This is a genomic window from Acinetobacter sp. UBA6571 (genome assembly GCF_002434085.1).
Taxonomy (GTDB): Bacteria; Pseudomonadota; Gammaproteobacteria; order Pseudomonadales; family Moraxellaceae; genus Acinetobacter; species Acinetobacter radioresistens.
In genome coordinates, this window is the sequence record NZ_DJJJ01000042.1 from 1 (window position 1) to 16,921 (window position 16,921).

Annotated in this window: 17 protein-coding genes and 1 pseudogene; 7 read left to right on the forward strand and 11 right to left on the reverse strand. The window is 42.0% G+C overall.

The genetic code is table 11. The annotated features are described in order from the left end of the window. Window positions 1-937, forward strand: a 937-nt coding sequence (locus B3X18_RS08190; protein ID WP_286935381.1) for an SbcC/MukB-like Walker B domain-containing protein, incomplete at its 5' end; no start/stop codon positions are given. A 59-nt stretch (window positions 938-996) separates the two neighbouring features. On the opposite strand, the gene B3X18_RS08195 is transcribed toward B3X18_RS08190, so the two are convergent. Then, the gene (locus tag B3X18_RS08195) at window positions 997-1,692 is read right to left on the reverse strand and encodes a YggS family pyridoxal phosphate-dependent enzyme (protein WP_026444069.1); all 696 of its coding nucleotides are present in this window, start codon (window positions 1,690-1,692) and stop codon (window positions 997-999) included. A gap of 123 nt (window positions 1,693-1,815) precedes the next feature. Here B3X18_RS08195 and B3X18_RS08200 point away from each other — a divergent pair, with 123 nt between their 5' ends. Both B3X18_RS08200 and B3X18_RS08205 read left to right on the forward strand, forming a co-directional pair. Beyond that, window positions 1,816-2,853 carry a type IV pilus twitching motility protein PilT gene (locus B3X18_RS08200; protein WP_286935382.1) on the forward strand — a complete coding sequence of 346 codons (1,038 nt, stop codon included), beginning with the start codon at window positions 1,816-1,818 and terminating at the stop codon, window positions 2,851-2,853. A gap of 28 nt (window positions 2,854-2,881) precedes the next feature. Continuing rightward, a complete protein-coding gene (locus B3X18_RS08205; RefSeq protein ID WP_005018931.1) occupies window positions 2,882-4,000 on the forward strand; it encodes a PilT/PilU family type 4a pilus ATPase in 1,119 nt (372 codons plus the stop codon). Between the two features lie 64 nt (window positions 4,001-4,064). Here the strand turns inward: B3X18_RS08205 and fur are convergent, their stop codons facing one another. Beyond that, window positions 4,065-4,502 (reverse strand): ferric iron uptake transcriptional regulator, encoded by a 438-nt coding sequence (gene fur / locus B3X18_RS08210; protein ID WP_005018930.1) that lies wholly within the window; start codon window positions 4,500-4,502, stop codon window positions 4,065-4,067. A gap of 111 nt (window positions 4,503-4,613) precedes the next feature. Here fur and B3X18_RS08215 point away from each other — a divergent pair, with 111 nt between their 5' ends. Continuing rightward, entirely contained in the window at window positions 4,614-5,012 is a 399-nt protein-coding gene (locus B3X18_RS08215) for an outer membrane protein assembly factor BamE (RefSeq protein ID WP_286935384.1), read from the forward strand. Window positions 5,013-5,057: 45 nt separating this feature from the next. On the opposite strand, the gene B3X18_RS08220 is transcribed toward B3X18_RS08215, so the two are convergent. The 9 genes from B3X18_RS08220 to B3X18_RS08260 all read right to left on the reverse strand — a co-directional run bounded on the left by B3X18_RS08220 (window position 5,058) and on the right by B3X18_RS08260 (window position 14,198). Then, the gene (locus tag B3X18_RS08220) at window positions 5,058-5,381 is read right to left on the reverse strand and encodes an RnfH family protein (protein WP_005027482.1); all 324 of its coding nucleotides are present in this window, start codon (window positions 5,379-5,381) and stop codon (window positions 5,058-5,060) included. Beyond that, window positions 5,381-6,463 carry a membrane protein gene (locus B3X18_RS08225; protein ID WP_005027483.1) on the reverse strand — a complete coding sequence of 361 codons (1,083 nt, stop codon included), beginning with the start codon at window positions 6,461-6,463 and terminating at the stop codon, window positions 5,381-5,383. The genes B3X18_RS08220 and B3X18_RS08225 overlap by 1 nt, the downstream gene beginning before the upstream one ends. 150 nt (window positions 6,464-6,613) lie before the next feature. Further along, entirely contained in the window at window positions 6,614-7,060 is a 447-nt protein-coding gene (locus B3X18_RS08230) for a bacteriohemerythrin (protein WP_005404364.1), read from the reverse strand. A 284-nt stretch (window positions 7,061-7,344) separates the two neighbouring features. Beyond that, the gene (locus B3X18_RS08235) at window positions 7,345-8,193 is read right to left on the reverse strand and encodes a class II glutamine amidotransferase (protein ID WP_005027485.1); all 849 of its coding nucleotides are present in this window, start codon (window positions 8,191-8,193) and stop codon (window positions 7,345-7,347) included. 143 nt (window positions 8,194-8,336) lie between these two features. After that, window positions 8,337-9,257, reverse strand: coding sequence for an acetylglutamate kinase (gene argB, locus B3X18_RS08240; protein ID WP_005018923.1), 921 nt, complete (start codon window positions 9,255-9,257; stop codon window positions 8,337-8,339). A 10-nt stretch (window positions 9,258-9,267) separates the two neighbouring features. Then, on the reverse strand, window positions 9,268-10,692 hold the full coding sequence (locus tag B3X18_RS08245; RefSeq protein ID WP_005027487.1) for a phosphomannomutase/phosphoglucomutase: 1,425 nt from the start codon (window positions 10,690-10,692) through the stop codon (window positions 9,268-9,270). Between the two features lie 219 nt (window positions 10,693-10,911). Continuing rightward, entirely contained in the window at window positions 10,912-11,364 is a 453-nt protein-coding gene (dut, locus tag B3X18_RS08250; protein WP_005027489.1) for a dUTP diphosphatase, read from the reverse strand. Between the two features lie 39 nt (window positions 11,365-11,403). Then, window positions 11,404-13,443 (reverse strand): UvrD-helicase domain-containing protein, encoded by a 2,040-nt coding sequence (locus B3X18_RS08255; protein ID WP_286935387.1) that lies wholly within the window; start codon window positions 13,441-13,443, stop codon window positions 11,404-11,406. A gap of 125 nt (window positions 13,444-13,568) precedes the next feature. Then, entirely contained in the window at window positions 13,569-14,198 is a 630-nt protein-coding gene (locus tag B3X18_RS08260) for an OmpA family protein (RefSeq protein ID WP_005018918.1), read from the reverse strand. Window positions 14,199-14,438: 240 nt separating this feature from the next. On the opposite strand from B3X18_RS08260, the gene B3X18_RS08265 reads away from it, so the two are divergent. The 3 genes and pseudogenes from B3X18_RS08265 to B3X18_RS08275 all read left to right on the forward strand — a co-directional run. After that, a complete protein-coding gene (locus B3X18_RS08265; RefSeq protein WP_005018916.1) occupies window positions 14,439-15,353 on the forward strand; it encodes an acyltransferase in 915 nt (304 codons plus the stop codon). 35 nt (window positions 15,354-15,388) lie between these two features. Next, window positions 15,389-16,438: a hypothetical protein gene (locus B3X18_RS08270; protein ID WP_005018915.1), complete on the forward strand. Its 1,050-nt coding sequence runs from the start codon at window positions 15,389-15,391 to the stop codon at window positions 16,436-16,438. Window positions 16,439-16,558: 120 nt separating this feature from the next. Then, window positions 16,559-16,921: pseudogene (locus B3X18_RS08275) on the forward strand (septum site-determining protein MinC); the annotation flags it as partial.

Here is a 16,921-nt window from a genome sequence, read left to right on the forward strand (position 1 = left end):
GCAGCAGCAATCCAAAATTTCTCAATTTCAGGCGACCCGGCAGCATGTTCAGCAGGAATATACGAATATATATGCCCAAGTTCAACACTGGCTCAATGATCATCCTGACTATTCCCCTGAACTGATTGAGTTTTTAGTATTACAAGATGCGACAGAAGAACAGCGAATACGTCAACTGATTCAGGCGAACGATCGGGGTCTATCTGAGGCAAAAACTGCCTTAAATACCCTACAGGAACAGTTTGAACAGCATCTTGCTACCAAACCGGCCCATGAGTTTGAACAGTTACAGAATTTGCTTGAAAATCTGGAAATACAGCTAGAACATACTTATCAGGAACGTGATCAGCTAAGAACAAAACTGGAAATCCAGCAGCATAATTTGCATAAGCAGCAACAGTTTCAAAAACAGATTGTGCAGGTACAGCAGGAAGAATACCGTTGGAGCCGTATTTCGGAGCTGATTGGCAGTGCAGACGGTGCACGCTTTAAAAAACTTGCTCAGGAACATCACTTGGATATTCTGGTCGAATATGCCAACCAGCAGCTTCAACCATTAGCACCACGCTACCAGTTGCAACGAATTGAAGACAGTCTGGGACTGGCTATTATTGATCACCACATGAACGGCGAAGTCCGGCCGGTCCTGTCACTCTCTGGCGGAGAAACCTTTTTGGTTTCACTCGCATTGGCACTGGCAATCGCCAACATGGCTTCAGGTTCCATGAAAATCGAATCTTTATTTATTGATGAGGGTTTCGGTACGCTAGACCCGGCATCTCTACATGTAGTCATGGATGCACTGGACCGTTTACAGGGTCAAGGTCGTAAAGTAACCTTAATTTCACACGTACAGGAAATGCATGAGCGTATTCCTATCCAGATTCAGGTGAAAGCGGTTGGCTCTGGCGCCAGTCGGATTCAAATTGTTGGTTAATATAAGGCAGCTTCATTTTAAACTGCCGGCAGATTTGAAAATAGTTGTTTCGGTGCTGATTATACTTTATCTGAATAATCCCGGGTGCCAAATAGCGCTGTTCCAATCCGCACCATGGTAGAGCCGGCTACCACTGCAGCTTCAAGGTCAGCTGACATTCCCATACTCAAGGTATCCCAAACTTGCGGATGGGCATGAAATGTGCGCACCTGGTTAAATAGTTGCCGGGTATGTTCAAATGCATCAGTATGGCCTGGTGCCGGTATAACCATTAGGCCACGCAGGCATAAGTTTGGAAGCTGACTGATCATCTTGACCAGCTCTGCAACCTGTTCAGGTGTACAGCCATCTTTGCTTTCTTGCCCATCAATATTAACCTGAATGCAAATATTTAAAGCAGCTCGCTGTTCAGGTCGCTGAGCAGACAGCCGCTCTGCAATAATAAGACGGTCTACCCCATGTACCCAGTCAAAATTTTCAGCCAGCAGTTTAGTTTTATTGCGCTGCACGTGTCCGATAAAATGCCATTCAATATCATTTAAATCTTGCAGGCTGTGTATTTTTTCGAGTGCTTCCTGTAGATAGTTTTCACCAAAACTGCGTTGCCCAGCCTGATACATTTCACGTAAGACGCCAGCAGAATGTGTTTTGGAAACTGCCAGTAATTGTACTGCTTCATCTGCACGTCCTGCTTTGTGGCTTGCTTCTCGAATCTGTGCCAGAACCTGATCACGGGCATCTTGAAGTTTATTCATTGACTGAGTTCTCATTTTGCCAAGTTTTTTTAAATTCCCTGTATTCAACTGTTGGTTCAGCTGAGGGAAAGCCGTATTATTCTACAAAATAATCAAGAATTCTTTTACGGTGGCGGGGACATTATGGATATTACAGAACTTTTGGCATTCTCGGTTAAAAATGGTGCCTCAGACTTACATCTTTCAGCAGGAATGCCGCCGATGATCCGGGTCGATGGAGAAGTCCGCCGTATAAATCTGCCGGCACTTGAGCATAAGGATGTACACCGTCTGGTCTATGACATTATGAATGACAAGCAGCGCCGTGACTATGAAGAACTGCTGGAAACCGATTTTTCTTTTGAAGTTCCCGGTGTCGCCCGTTTCCGTGTGAATGCATTTAATCAGAACCGTGGAGCTGGTGCAGTCTTCCGGACCATTCCATCGAAAGTACTGACTATGGAAGATCTAGGCATGGGCCAAATCTTCCGTGATATCTGTGACTACCCACGTGGTATTGTTCTGGTTACTGGCCCGACAGGTTCGGGTAAGTCAAACACGCTGGCAGCAATGCTCGATTATATTAATGAAAACCGTTATGACCATATTTTAACAGTAGAAGATCCGATTGAATTCGTACATCAGTCTAAAAAATGCCTGATTAACCAGCGTGAAGTCCACCGTGACACACATGGCTTTAATGAAGCCCTGCGCTCAGCCTTACGTGAAGATCCGGATATTATCCTGGTAGGTGAGATGCGTGATCTTGAAACTATCCGTCTGGCACTGACTGCGGCAGAAACTGGTCACCTGGTATTTGGTACCCTGCATACCACATCAGCTGCAAAAACAATTGACCGTGTAATTGACGTATTTCCTTCTGAAGAAAAAGATATGGTTCGTGCCATGCTATCTGAGTCACTTCAGGCTGTGATTTCACAAACACTCCTCAAGAAAAATGGTGGTGGTCGTGTAGCCGCCCATGAAATCATGATCGGAATACCGGCCATCCGTAACCTGATACGTGAGAATAAAGTTGCTCAAATGTATTCTGCTATTCAGACCGGCGCCAACCATGGTATGACTACCCTTGACCAAAGCCTGAAAACTTTAGTCTCTAAAGGCGTCATCAGCCCGCAAACTGCCCGTATGGCAGCAAAACAGCCCGAAGCTTTTATGTAATTTGCAATGTAATTAAGTGAGATAGCACATGGACTTTAATGACTTGCTTAACCTGATGATGGAACAAAAAGCATCGGATCTGTTTATTACTGCCGATGTTGAACCGTCAATGAAGATTAATGGCCAGATTGTTCCGGTTTCAAAAAACAAACTGACTGGTGAGATTGTCGGACAGCTAATTCATGCAATTATGACCGATAAACAGCGGCAGGAATTTGCAGATACACGTGAATGCAACTTTGCTATCACTAACCGGGAAAAAACAGCCCGTTTTCGGGTCAGCGCCTTTCAGCAGCGTGATTTACCCGGCATGATTTTACGCCGGATTGAAACACAGATTCCAACAATGGATGACCTGAAACTGCCACAGGTGTTAAAAGAACTGGCTATGACCAAGCGCGGCATTATTATTTTCGTGGGTGCCACCGGTACAGGTAAGTCAACCTCGCTTGCTTCAATGATTGGTTATCGGAACCATAATTCCAAAGGTCACATTATTACCATTGAAGATCCGATTGAATTTGTTCATGAACATGCCGGCTGTATTATTACTCAGCGTGAAGTAGGTATTGATACAGCATCCTTTGAAATTGCGCTAAAAAATACGCTGCGACAAGCACCTGATGTTATTTTAATCGGGGAAATTCGTTCACGGGAAACAATGGATTATGCGATTGCATTTGCAGAGACTGGTCACCTGGTCCTGGCAACTTTACATGCCAATAATGCCAATCAGGCACTAGATCGTATTGTCCATTTCTTTGAGGCAGACCGGCATAGCCAGCTGTATATGGATTTATCACTGAACTTAAAAGCGGTAATTGCCCAGCAGTTGATTCCTACTCTAGATGGTAATGGCCGGCGTGCTGCAATTGAAGTCCTGATCAATACCCCTCTGCTTGCAGATTACATCCGTAAAGGCGAAGTACATGAAATCAAGGACCTGATGAAGCGTTCACGTGAATTGGGTATGCAGACGTTTGACCAGGCACTATATGATTTGTATAAGGCCGGTCAGATTAGTTACAAAGATGCCCTTAAACATGCCGATGCTCCAAATGATTTACGTCTGCAAATCAAACTGTCCGAAGAAGGGGCCAGTCAGTTAATGGCTGCAGGACGTAATATTACTTTTGATGGTCAATAAACGATAACGACAATAAAAAAGGGCCATTCCATGGCCCTTTTAATATGTTGTATTTATGTAGATTTTATTTCTTGCGAAAAGCATCTTGGCATTCAGTATCGCCACAGTAACCATATAAATTGAGCGAGTGACCTGTCAAATGAAAATTATATTGCTCAGCAACCTTATGCTGCTCCTGTTCAATAATATCATTTGTAAATTCAACCACTTTATTACAGTTTAGGCAGACCAGATGGTCATGATGATCTTCCTGCATAATTTCAAAAACTGAATGGCTATTTTCAAAATTGTGACGCTGGATAATACCGGCTGTTTCAAACTGGGTTAACACACGATAAACGGTTGCTAAACCTACATCTTCACCCTGTTCGAGTAAAGTTTTATAAATATCTTCCGCACTCAAATGATGTTGTTTTGAATTTTCTAATAATTCCAATATTTTGATTCGTGGAAGGGTAACTTTAAGTCCAGCTTTGCGTAAATCTTGATTTGAAATAGCCATGAAAAAAGGTCTCTCAACAAATTTTAAGTTGGAATATGCAACAGAGTTTAGATGCAGTATGATTTATCCTTGGATCAAATGCATCATAATTAATTGGGATAGTGTAGCAAAATGCAAAAACTTATGCTGACGTTAGTCGTCACTTCACTGCTTGTCGGCTGTTCAACCTTGGGCGTTTATAAAGTTGATATCCCTCAGGGAACGCCATTAACTCCGGCACAAGCTTCAAAAGTCCAGGTGGGTATGTCTCATCAGCAAGTACGTTTTCTGCTTGGAAGCCCAACCGTAACTGATCCATTGAATCCATTACGCTGGGATTACATTTACAACTATATCCCAGGAACCTATGCCAAGAAAGCCAAGATTCCAGCGGCACATGGCCAGCATTTAAAGATTTACTTTAATGAAACAGGCATTGTTACCAAAATTGAAGGGCTGGAAACTATTCCAGAATCCCAACCTGGTCTGCCAGCTTCCAGAGAAGCGATTTTAAATGCGCCCCCACTATAGACGCTTTAAAATAAAAAGAAACCCCTCGATGAGGGGTTTTTCATATCATTTCAATTGTCTGAGACGATTACTTTTGGCATAACGTCCTACCGGATTTTTTTCTGCCCGTTTACGGCGAGTCTCTTTCGGATTTATGGTTAAAGGCCGATAGATTTCTACCCGGTCTCCTGCCTGTAGTGGCTGACTCATCGCAGTCACTTTTATGCCAAAAATTCCGGTCTGTAGCACTTCAGGTAAATCAATCTTATTCCGTATACCACTTTGCTCTATTGCATCCCGAACGGTCATTCCTTCAGTAAACTCAACAGCAATCAGAAACTGTACTTCAGGATGGGCATAAGCGACCCAGACTTGCTGATGCTTCACCATTATATAAACTGCCTGATAATCGCAACCATAGCTAATAAAATAGATAACGGTAAAACAATACGCACTGCAATACGCCACAAGTTGTAAAACAGCTCATTACTAAAGTTCATAGATTTGCGTAAATGGCTAATCTTCATGATCCAGCCAGCAAAAATGGCATAGATCAGGCAAATTATAAGACCCCATAACATTAATACCAGATTTAGCGCTGAATAAATTTCTGGAATTGCCCAAACCAATAAAGCAATTAGTAAAATCGCCCATTGTAGAACAATCGCAACTTGACGTTGTAATAACTGCTCACGGGCAAATTGAATAAACAATGCCGCTGCTGCTAGTGCAGTAATTACCAATGCAATAACAGGAAGCTCACCATTGGCAACAAAGAACCCAAAAGCAATTAAAGCGACTAGCTGTGCAAACCAGATCGGTAGAACCGTACCCGTTACTGCATTTTGTGTTTGTACCCGGGGCAAACTACTTTGCCAGTATAAGCCCAATCCCAGACCACTGGCCACAAGCGCAAGTACTGTTGCACTTCCCCACTCGCTAAACTCGACTGATGTCCATTGCCAGCTTGCAGCCGGCGTACCTAGGGTGTTTGCAGTAATTAGTGAAACAATAACGCCTAAAGCTGTCACAGGAACAAGGAACTGGCGTGGAATAAAAGAGCCAATTAATGCAACTACTGCCATTGCTAGAAAAACAAGATGTGGAGCAAAGTCCGGAATCATTTGCAGCTGAATCAGCTGAGCAGCATTAAATAATACGGCACCAGCCAAGAATGGAATAAAGATAACTGCAAGCCAGCCTACCAGACGCCAGCGTGCTGAGGCATCTGCATCGCGGGTCAGCCCAGATAAAGCATTTAATGCGGTAGTTTTGGAACGTTTAGCGAGTGCAATTTCCAGATAAGTAATCGGTAAGGCTAAAAATAGCATCGTTCCTAACCAGAGCAACCAAAAATCAAACTGTCGCTCGAACTGAATCCCCACCACAGGGGCAAGCGTCGCAATAATAATAAAGGTTAAACAAAATGCCATCAGCGGCGATAACCATCGTGACATAGAATTGTCCTGCATGATGCGTTCCTTGAATGAGTCTGCCGATATTTTGCCTTTCTCATGAACGAAAATCAAAGACTCAAATAAAAAATGCAAACCACCCCGAAAGATGATTTGCAGCGCTAATTTTTTATTTACTTATTCCTTGTTATTCTTATGTCAGTTTTCTTATGAAAAGAAACGAGCAAACCAATTTTTTCCCTTTTTCTTTTCTTTCTCTTTCAGGATGCCCATCATATTTTCTTTTACAGCGCCAACATAATCAGCATCATCATGCTGAATATGGTTAATTAACCATTTTGAAAGGATTTCATGTAACTCATGTTCAATAGACGCCCCTTGTTCAAACTGTTGACGGTAAAGTTCAATCTTTTTAATAAACAGATCGTGTACACGTTTATGAGGTACACGATATTTATAACCGGCTTCTTCTTGCAAGCTCTCTTCAAAAGTAAAATGTGACTGGGTGTAATCAATAATATCATCAAGAATCTGTTTCGTATGATGACGATCTGTATTCTGGTCAATCTGGTTAATATAATCCAGAATCCGCTTGTGTTGATCGTCAATTACATCAATACCAGTATTATACTCTGGACTCCATTTCATTTTCATTACGTCCGCCCCAGCTATAATCAATTAAGTACTGAGAGAATCATATCGGTAAAAAAACAAAATAAAAATGAAGTAATTTAGTTGGTTTTAATATAATTTCCATATTTATTATTCAAACTATTATTTTTGATATAAAAAATATTTTAACCAGACCAAAAGAGTAAGTTATTTTTTAACCAATTTATATTATATTTAATTTTTAATACTTTATTAATACAAGCTTTTCTATATTTTATATATTAAGGGCCATATAATAAATCTATTATTTTATAGTAACTTATATTTTAATATTGATCAGCTTTAGTGACTCGCTTTAATTCAGGATTTTTAGCTTCCCGAATGAGTCGTTCAATATGCGTAAAGGCATATTTAATCGGTTTTCCATGCTGAAATAAAATCATTTCCCCTGGTTGATATGCAGTCCAGATCTCATTATGAGTCAAAGGTTCTGTAGTAATAACTGCAACCCGGTCTTCTGGTGTAGTCACATGACTAAAATCGACTTCAACATCTAAATCGATTAATTGTGCAGGCTGAAACGGATATTCACGTACCAGCCAGTGCAGCTTGGTGGTGGCATAGCTAAATAATGCCTGGCCATTTGAAAGGCAATAATTGAACGTACCGTACTCTGCAATTTTAGGTGCAACGTCCTCTAGTACAGCAAAGATCTCTTCTATTGCAGGCTCATTATAGCCAAAATGCTCAACCAGCTGATCAAGCAAATAACAGAATGCATATTCACTGTCAGTATTTCCTACCGGCGTAAAGCGGCCAGTCAATGGAGGATTAAACTCATGCAAGTCACCATTATGGGCAAAAATCCAGTGGCGCCCCCATAATTCACGTATAAATGGATGTGAATTTTCTAAAGTAATTTTACCCTGTGTTGCTTTACGGATATGGGCAATTACATTTCGAGATTTGATAGGATAATTACGGATAAGCTCAGCAATCGGCGATTCTACTGCCGACTGGTTATCTACAAATAGCCGGCAGGCCTTATCTTCAAAAAAAGCGATACCAAAACCGTCTGAATGGTCAGAAGTTACTCCAGCCCGCTGTGAAAAGCCGCGAAAAGAAAACGTTATATCTGTCGGAGTTGCACAATTCATTCCCAAAAGCTGACACATAATCTTTAATCAGGGTCTTAATAAAATCTTGAAGTTATTGTGCATGAGTCATCTTAAACTTGTAAATCTTAATCTTGGTGTATGTCTGTTTTATTTTTTGCAAACAGAAAAAAGTCACCGAAGTGACTTTTTAAACTGTCCAGTTATGACCTGCTTGCACCAAAATGGGCACGGTTAGTAATCAAAGTTCCAACTCCATGATCAGTAAAGACTTCCAGTAGGGTTGCATGAGGTACGCGACCATCAACAATGTGGGCACTAACTACCCCTGCCTTGACTGCATCAAGTGCACAGCCAACTTTAGGAATCATGCCACCATAGATCACGCCTGTTTCAATCAGATGATCAACTTCCTGTGTGGTAAGGCCTGTTAGCAATTTTTTATTTTCATCCAGTACACCGGCAATATTGGTTAACAGTACCAGTTTTTCAGCACCTAGAGCTTCAGCCACCTTCCCTGCAACCAGATCAGCATTGATATTGTAAGTATTACCTTCCTCATCTACACCCAGTGGTGCAATCACCGGAATAAAGTCACTCTGGGTAAACATTTCGATGACATCGGTTTTTACTTCAACGACTTCCCCTACCAGTCCCAGATCAATCTGGTGAATGCTGCCATCTTCTGCCTGTTTTTCCATCAGAAGTTTGCGGGCTTTAAGCAAATTACCGTCTTTGCCGGTCAAACCAATTGCACGGCCACCATGCTGGTTAATCAGATTGACAATAGATTTGTTAACACTGCCACCTAACACCATCTCGACTACTTCCATAGTCGCAGGATCTGTTACACGCATCCCATCTATACGCTCAGACTCGCGGCCTAACTGTTTTAGAAATGAATCGACCTGCGGGCCTCCACCATGTACGACGACCGGGTTTAAACCGACTGTTTTTAACAGAACAATGTCACGGGCAAAGGAGCTTTCCAGTGCCGGATCAGTCATGGCATTACCACCATATTTTACCACCAGCGTTTTACCGGCAAAATGTTGAATATACGGCAACGCTTCGGTCAGAATTTCAGCCTTGTTGATGCCAGCACTAGTTTGCTGATGTGGCATTCACCTCTCCTTATTGAGCATCTAGGATATCTTGTGCAATTTCAGGATATCGTTCACTTAACATTGAAACAAATTTATATCGTATTTTATCCAGCGTCAGGCGGTCGTCCGCATCAAAACGTACGGTAAAGTACTCGCCAGTATTGGAAGCTCGAATAATGCCAAAACCATCTTTAAAATCAAGGCGTATTCCATCAATCTTACTCAGTTGGGCACCAAAACGGTGACTCAGGATTTCGATATCCTCTAATACGGTTTTAGGATTGGTTTGATGTGTACTGATATAAGTATCTTCGGTACAGCAGCGCTCAGGATAGACCGCCAACAGCTCTGATAACTTTTTATCTGGGAAATGTCCCATATATTCAATGACACGTAACGCTGCATATAAACCATCATCATAGCCAAAACCACGACCATCATTAAATACATAGTGGCCAGCGTACTCTCCACCAAAAACAGCATAGCCCCCAGATTGTGATAAATATTTTCTGAGAAAGCTGCTTCCTGTACGGATCATATGCGGATGTCCACCCAAGTTTCGAACCGTATTACGGACCATGCTGGAACATTTAACATCGAATACCACTGCGTGACCGGGATGGTTTTCCAGACACATCTGGCTAAATAAAGAAAGCAGACGATCTGCAGTAATAATATTTGCCTGTTCATCGACCAGTACTACCCGGTCCCCATCACCGTCCAGTGCGATACCAATATGGGCCTGCTGTTCAATCATATTTGCCTGTAACTGTTTTAAATGAACAGCTTGAGATGGGTCCGGGGCATGATCTGGAAAATTACCATCAGGCTTACAGCGCAAAGCGATCACTTCACAGCCGAGTTTCTTCAAAATGGTTTCTGCACACTCTCCTGCTGAACCATTCAACGCATCAAGTACCACCTTGAGCGGTTGTTTTAAGTGAATATCTTTTAAAATTGCCTGCTGGTAAAGGCTACAGAACTCGGCCTTATGCTGATGTGGCAAGGTTAAAATAGAATCAAATATAGGAGGCTGATAATAATTTTCTGCTGTACTTGCGATGGTTTGGATCATATCTGGACACGGCGGTTCACCCTGAATAATCCATTTAATTCCGTTATCGGTTTTTGGATTATGGCTAGCGGTCACCATTATACCGTTTCCACTATAGTTGCGCGCTAAATAGTACATTTGCGGACTGGAACAGCAACCAATTTCAGTAACGCTCAGCCCCTCTTCACCACATACTTGAGTCAGAATTTGTGCATAGAAAGGACTACTTAATCGCGCATCATAACCAATCACCAGTTCAGACTGGCCAGCCTCTTTGAATTGTTTTGCCAAGGCGTGTGCAGTTGCCCGGACCACAGCCGGGGTAAAACAAGCAAGTTTTCCACGGATATCATATGCGCGAAAAATAGCTTTTGGAAAAGGAGAATGATTTAATTCCATACTATATTCTTTTATTCAAGGCGCCTACCTTGGAAATAAAAACTAAAAATTCAGAATAAAAAAGTAGGCGGGTTATTATCAGAATGCATAAGGTATACCTAAAAAAAGAATATTTTTTAATATAGATTCAGTAATGTTTCAACAAGAAATGTTAAGAAATTGTTTTTAAAAGTTTTATTAGCTTATAAACAGACTATTCTCTGTTTATAAGCTGTTATTTTACTTCTGCCCGGTATGGCCAAAACCGCCAGTTCCCCGCTCGGATACAGTAAATTCATTCACTTGTTCAAATTGTGTCTGGACTACAGGAACCAGTACATATTGAGCTAGGCGCTCACCAGGTTCCAGTGTAAAAACTGTCTGACTACGGTTCCAGACAGATACCATAAGCTCGCCCTGATAGTCTGAGTCAATCAGGCCCACCAGATTACCAAGTACAATCCCATGCTTATGACCCAGTCCAGAACGTGGCAAAATTAGACCCGCAAAATTTGGGTCTTCAATATAAATCGCCATTCCAGTTTTAACCAGAATAGTCTCACCAGGTTTAATTTGCACCTCCTCATCCAGACAGGCACGTAAATCCAATCCGGCAGAACCAGAGGTCGCATAAGTTGGCAAAGGCCATTCATTACCCAGACGCGTGTCGAGTACTTTAATTTGAACTTTCATAAGTATTCCTATTTCTATGTCGAGTACAGACCGGCTGACTTAACGTTTCAATAAAGCTTTGAGATTCTGTAAATATTGCTGTGCCTGTTCTTTCGGGTCTACATTAGCAACCAGTTTTTTCTTGCGGCCTAGCCATTCAACTTCATCTTGAGGCAACTCATCCAGAAGGCGGCTTGGCGTCATCTGTTTCATTTGTCCCCCATTCTTGCGCTGCTCTGCCAGAGTTAGAGTTAGAGCCTGACGGGCACGGGTAATACCCACATACATCAGGCGACGCTCTTCCTCAATAGTTTCACTGGCAATCGAATTTTTATGGGGCAATAATTCTTCTTCTAGTCCAATCATGTAAACATACGGAAATTCCAGCCCTTTAGCAGCGTGAAGAGTTAGCAAGTTTACTTTATCAATATCTTCCTCTTCCTGTTGCTGCTCCAGCATATCGAGCAGAACCATTTTACGAATGACACTCTCAATATTTTTATCATCTACATCTTCTGCACGGTTAATCAGACTTTGAATACTACTGTAGAGACTTTCAATATTATCTAACTTGCTCTTTTCCTGAGCAGGTGTAGCTGCCTGTTCCCGGATATAGTCGATATAACCTGCTTCATTCATCATCTGGCGAATTTTAGGAACCGGTTCGTCATCATCCAGCAATTCACGGGTAAAATTTCCAATAAAGTCAGCAAACTCGTGCAACTGTGTTACAGCTTTTTTAGGAATAACCATCGTGAGCCGCTGATCTCCGGCTGCAGATAATAAAGACAGATGGTTATCTTGTGCAAATAGTCCAAGTTTTTCTAAGGTTACCGGTCCAATTGCACGCTTGGGTGTATTAATAATACGCAAGAAGGCACTATCATCTTCTGGATTAATAATAAGGCGCAGATAACTCATGACGTCCTTGATCTCTGCACGGGCAAAGAAAGACTGGCCACCCGACAGTTTATAGGGAATTTGCATCTGGCGAAGCTGGGTTTCTAAAACGCGTGCCTGAAAGTTACCACGGTACAGTACTGCATAATCTTTCCAGCTGCGGGCATTCATCAGTTTATGCGTTAAAATATCCTTTACAACACGTTCTGCCTCATCATCGTCATTACGGCAGGTAATGACCCGGATCACATCGCCGTGGCCTTTATCACTCCAGAGCTGTTTATCAAAGATATGAGGATTATTGGCAATTACCGCATTGGCAGATTTCAGGATACGGCTGGTCGAACGATAATTCTGCTCAAGCTTGATTACTTTTAGGTTAGGAAAATCCTGCTGTAATAATGCCATGTTTTCAGGTTTAGCCCCTCGCCAGGCGTAAATTGACTGGTCATCATCACCTACAGCTGTAAACTGGCCCATCACGCCTACCAGCAGCTTAACCAGAATATACTGTGCGGTGTTGGTATCTTGATATTCATCGACCAACAGATAACGTACCCGATTTTGCCATTTATCACGTACTTCCGCATTTTCCTGCAACAAGCGGGTCGGCATCACAATTAAGTCATCAAAATCAACAGCATTGTAGGCACGAAGGTTGCGCTCATATAACTGGTAGAGATGTGCCATCTGTACATCTTCTGGAGTTTCACAAGTACTATGTGCCTGTTCCGGTAAAATCAGATCATTTTTCCAGTCAGAGATTTTTTTCATTGCCTTCGCAATGAGTTCTTTACTTTCTGCACCCGATAGATTGTCACGATGCATCAGATCCATCAGTATGCGTTTACAATCATCTGCATCTAAAATAGAAAAGTTGTTTTTAAGAGGCGTATTTTTCAGCTCAAGGCGCAACATGTTTAAGCCAAAAGTGTGAAAGGTCGAAACTGAAAGTCCTTTAATTTCCTCACGTGACAACAATTTACCGACACGCCCTTTCATTTCTCGTGCAGCTTTGTTAGTAAAGGTCATTGCTGTAATCCGGTGCGCCGGTATTCGGCACTGCTGGATTAAATAAGCAATTTTACGGGTAATTACCGAAGTTTTACCTGAACCTGCCCCTGCAAGTACTAACAAGGGTCCTTGAGTGTATTTCATAGCTTCAAGTTGCTTGTTATTTAACTGACTTGCCGACGACATAATACTACCTCTCCTGAACCGAGCATGATTATAGACAGGTCTGTTTCAGATGCCTAATGTTAATTGGGTAACAAATAGCCATAAAAAAACCACCCGAAGGTGGTTTTTATACAACTTCAATTAAATTATTGGGTTGCATAAATACTAATTTCTACACGGCGGTTTTGTTCACGGCCTTCAGCAGTTGCATTTGATGCAATCGGGTTAGAAGCACCTAGACCCTGAGCATTAATACGGGTACGTGGAACGCCCTGGCCAGCCAGATAGTTGGCTACAGCCTGAGCACGCGCCTGAGATAGCGGGATATTGATTGAATCATTACCAGTGCTGTCAGTATAACCAGTTACCAAAATGGCACTCTTGTTATCTTCTGTCAGGGTTTGAGCTACTTTATTAAGCGTTGTATAGAAGTTTGGCTTGATCGTAGACTTGTTGGTATCAAATGTAATGTTGCCTGGCATAATCAGACCAACAGAACCATCCGGGTTACGGTTAACTTCTACCCCAGTACCTGCCATTTGTTGACGAAGTTTTTTCTCTTTATTGTCAAGATACACGCCTGTAGCTGCACCGACCACCGCACCAATTGCTGCTGCACGGTTATTCTGTGCACTTGAATTTGCATTTGACTTAGAAATACCATAACCCGCAAGTGCACCCAGACCGGTACCAATTGCTGCTTTATCATATTCCATGTTTTGGCAACCCGAAAGTGCCATTGCCCCTACCACAGTTGAAATCATTAGTGCACGCATTGCATGCCTCCTTGTCCTTGTTGTCTAAAAGGATAATGAAATAAAAAAAATTTTTATAACATTGATTTTTTGTTAAAAAATAATGGATTATTTACATTTTGTAATACTTTTAGATCTTTTTCGGAAGTCATAGCCCATAATTTCTTCATACTCGCTTATTGATGAGTTTTTTTGATGAAATACTTCATTTCATGAATTGCTTCATTTAGGATGACAGGGTTCAGGTAACAGGACCTTTCTATGTCATCCCAAAACAAGAAACAAGCTTTACTAAAAAAAATTACACGTGGACTGACCGTAGGCTCGGTAATTACAGGAAGTACTTTCCTGCACGGACCACCTGTGCTGGCGCTCGGGTTAACAAAGCTGATCAAAAACTCGCGTAAAATTGATGAAACGAATATTGAGATTACGAACCGCTGGTTAGCAGTCAATAACTGGTTAATTGAGCATGTACTTTCTGATTTAAAATGGGATATTACCATTGATGAAAATCTCGATTTAAGCATGCAAGGTCGTTATCTAATGACCTGCAACCATCAGAGCTGGGTAGACACTACAGTGAATCAGTACTTTGGTCTGACCCGTATGCCTCTAACCCGTTTTTTTACCAAATGGGAACTGATCTTTATTCCTTTTGTCGGCCAGGCTTTTAAAATTTTAGGTTTTCCGATGATGAAGCGGCACAGCAAAGAGCAGATCGCAAAGAATCCTGATTTAAAAACCCGTGATTTGGAAGAAGCACGCAAGGCCTGTCAGCAACTGGTAAGTCAGCCTTATACCCTGCTCAATTATCTGGAAGGGACACGTTTTACCCAAGAAAAACATGACCAGCAGAAATCACCTTATAAGCATTTGCTTAAACCTAAGGCTGGTGGACTGGCATTAGCATTGAATATTTTAGAAGATAATATTGATGCGCTGGTGGATATGACTATTGTTTATCCGGATGGTGTCCCAGGCTATGGAGATTTCTGGTTAGGTGACGTAAGCCGGATTGCAGTAAACCTGCGTAAAATTGAAATACCTGCTTGGGTTAAAGGTGGCAATTACGAAGAAGATGAAGAATACCGTAAACGCTTTCAAGCCTGGGTACATCAGATCTGGACTGAAAAAGATCAGTTAATTGAATCCATACAGCAAAAATATGCCTAGTTTTTCTATACTCTGAACAATCATTAAGGACCTGTATGCAAGAAGAGCCCGTCAAAGCGAGAACCAGTTTTATTCCAGTGCGACATGATACGTTAGCCTGGAAATTGTTTCTGGTTTATGACGTATTCATGATGGTACTGATTGTCATTAATCTGGTCTGTTTAAGTGGTAATGCCATTTTAATGAGTGACTTCGGAGAATGGCTGTTTGAGTTTATCCGTGTGCCTGAAGCCCTTCAGTTTTATAAGACTGAATTGCGTCCTTGGGTGATTAAAACAGAAGGCTGGTTTACCAGCTTTCTGGTGGTAGAGCTTCTGGTACGCTGGCTGATTGCCATTATTTATAAACATCACCCACGCTGGTTCTTTTTTCCTTTTATACACTGGTATGAATTACTCGCCATCATTCCACAATTACGTTTTTTAAGATTACTGCGCGCCGGGGTAATTGCTTACCGTTTAAATGAACTGGGTTATCAGGTTATTCCTGAAAGCATTTATAAGCGTGCGCTGTTCTATTATCACGTGGTAATGGAAGAACTTTCCAGTCGTGTAGTCTTAACCATATTAGATGGTGTACATCGTGAACTGGTCACCAGTACTACCCATAAAAAGCTGATCCATGATCTGGTCGATCACCACCGGGACCTTTTTGCGGCAGCTCTGGCTCAGGTATTACAGGAATCATTAGCTCTGGCCTTAAAAGAACATCAGAATCAGCTCTCAAAAGAGGTTGGCCTGATTGTTAACCGGGCCATCGAAGAAACGCCGGAGCTCACCCAACTGCTACGCCTGATACCGATTGTAGGCAGCCGTATTGAACAGCAGATACAGAGTATCGGCCAACGCTTGGGTGAAAATATTACTTATGGTTTAATTGATCCGCTGGTAGATGGAACACTGGATCAGCCAAACTCGACCTATATGCTGATCGCACAAAGAGCCAGCCAGTTAAATATAAATAATCAGGCACTTGAGCAATTGGTTGAATCAGCAGTATTTGAAAGTTTAGAATCCATCCGTAAACAAGTAAAAATTAAACAATGGCAACAGATTCTGGCCGAGAGCAAAGTAGCCAAAGAATAAACATCTCGGTCAAAATATTTGTACTTCGGCTAGAGAATTCATGCATTTTAGTCTAGGATTTGCTCTATTTAATAACATGACTTTGGCAAACTTTAAGTTAAAAGCCTCTAAGGAATAATTATGGCTGATATACGGGTTACAGGCAGAATGGTTAACTTTACCCGGTTAACCTTTGACACCAATGATCATGATGCTATCCGCCAGCAACTGAACACTCTACTCGATGAAAATGCTTATCAGGGTGCCCTGGTTATTCTTGACAGTACAGTCGAGCAGGAACTGATTGCACTGATCCAGCTGCTCGTCAGCCTAGATTTGCAGCCTATGGCTGTAATTGACGGCATCCTAGGTGATCAGGAACCCGCCATCCAATTCCCGGTACTCGCCTCCGACCGCACGTTCCCGCGCATCAAGCCTACCAAAGCACAGGTAGTTGAAGCTCCAGTATCTCAACAGGCCGTGCGTGAAAAACCAGGCAGTCTT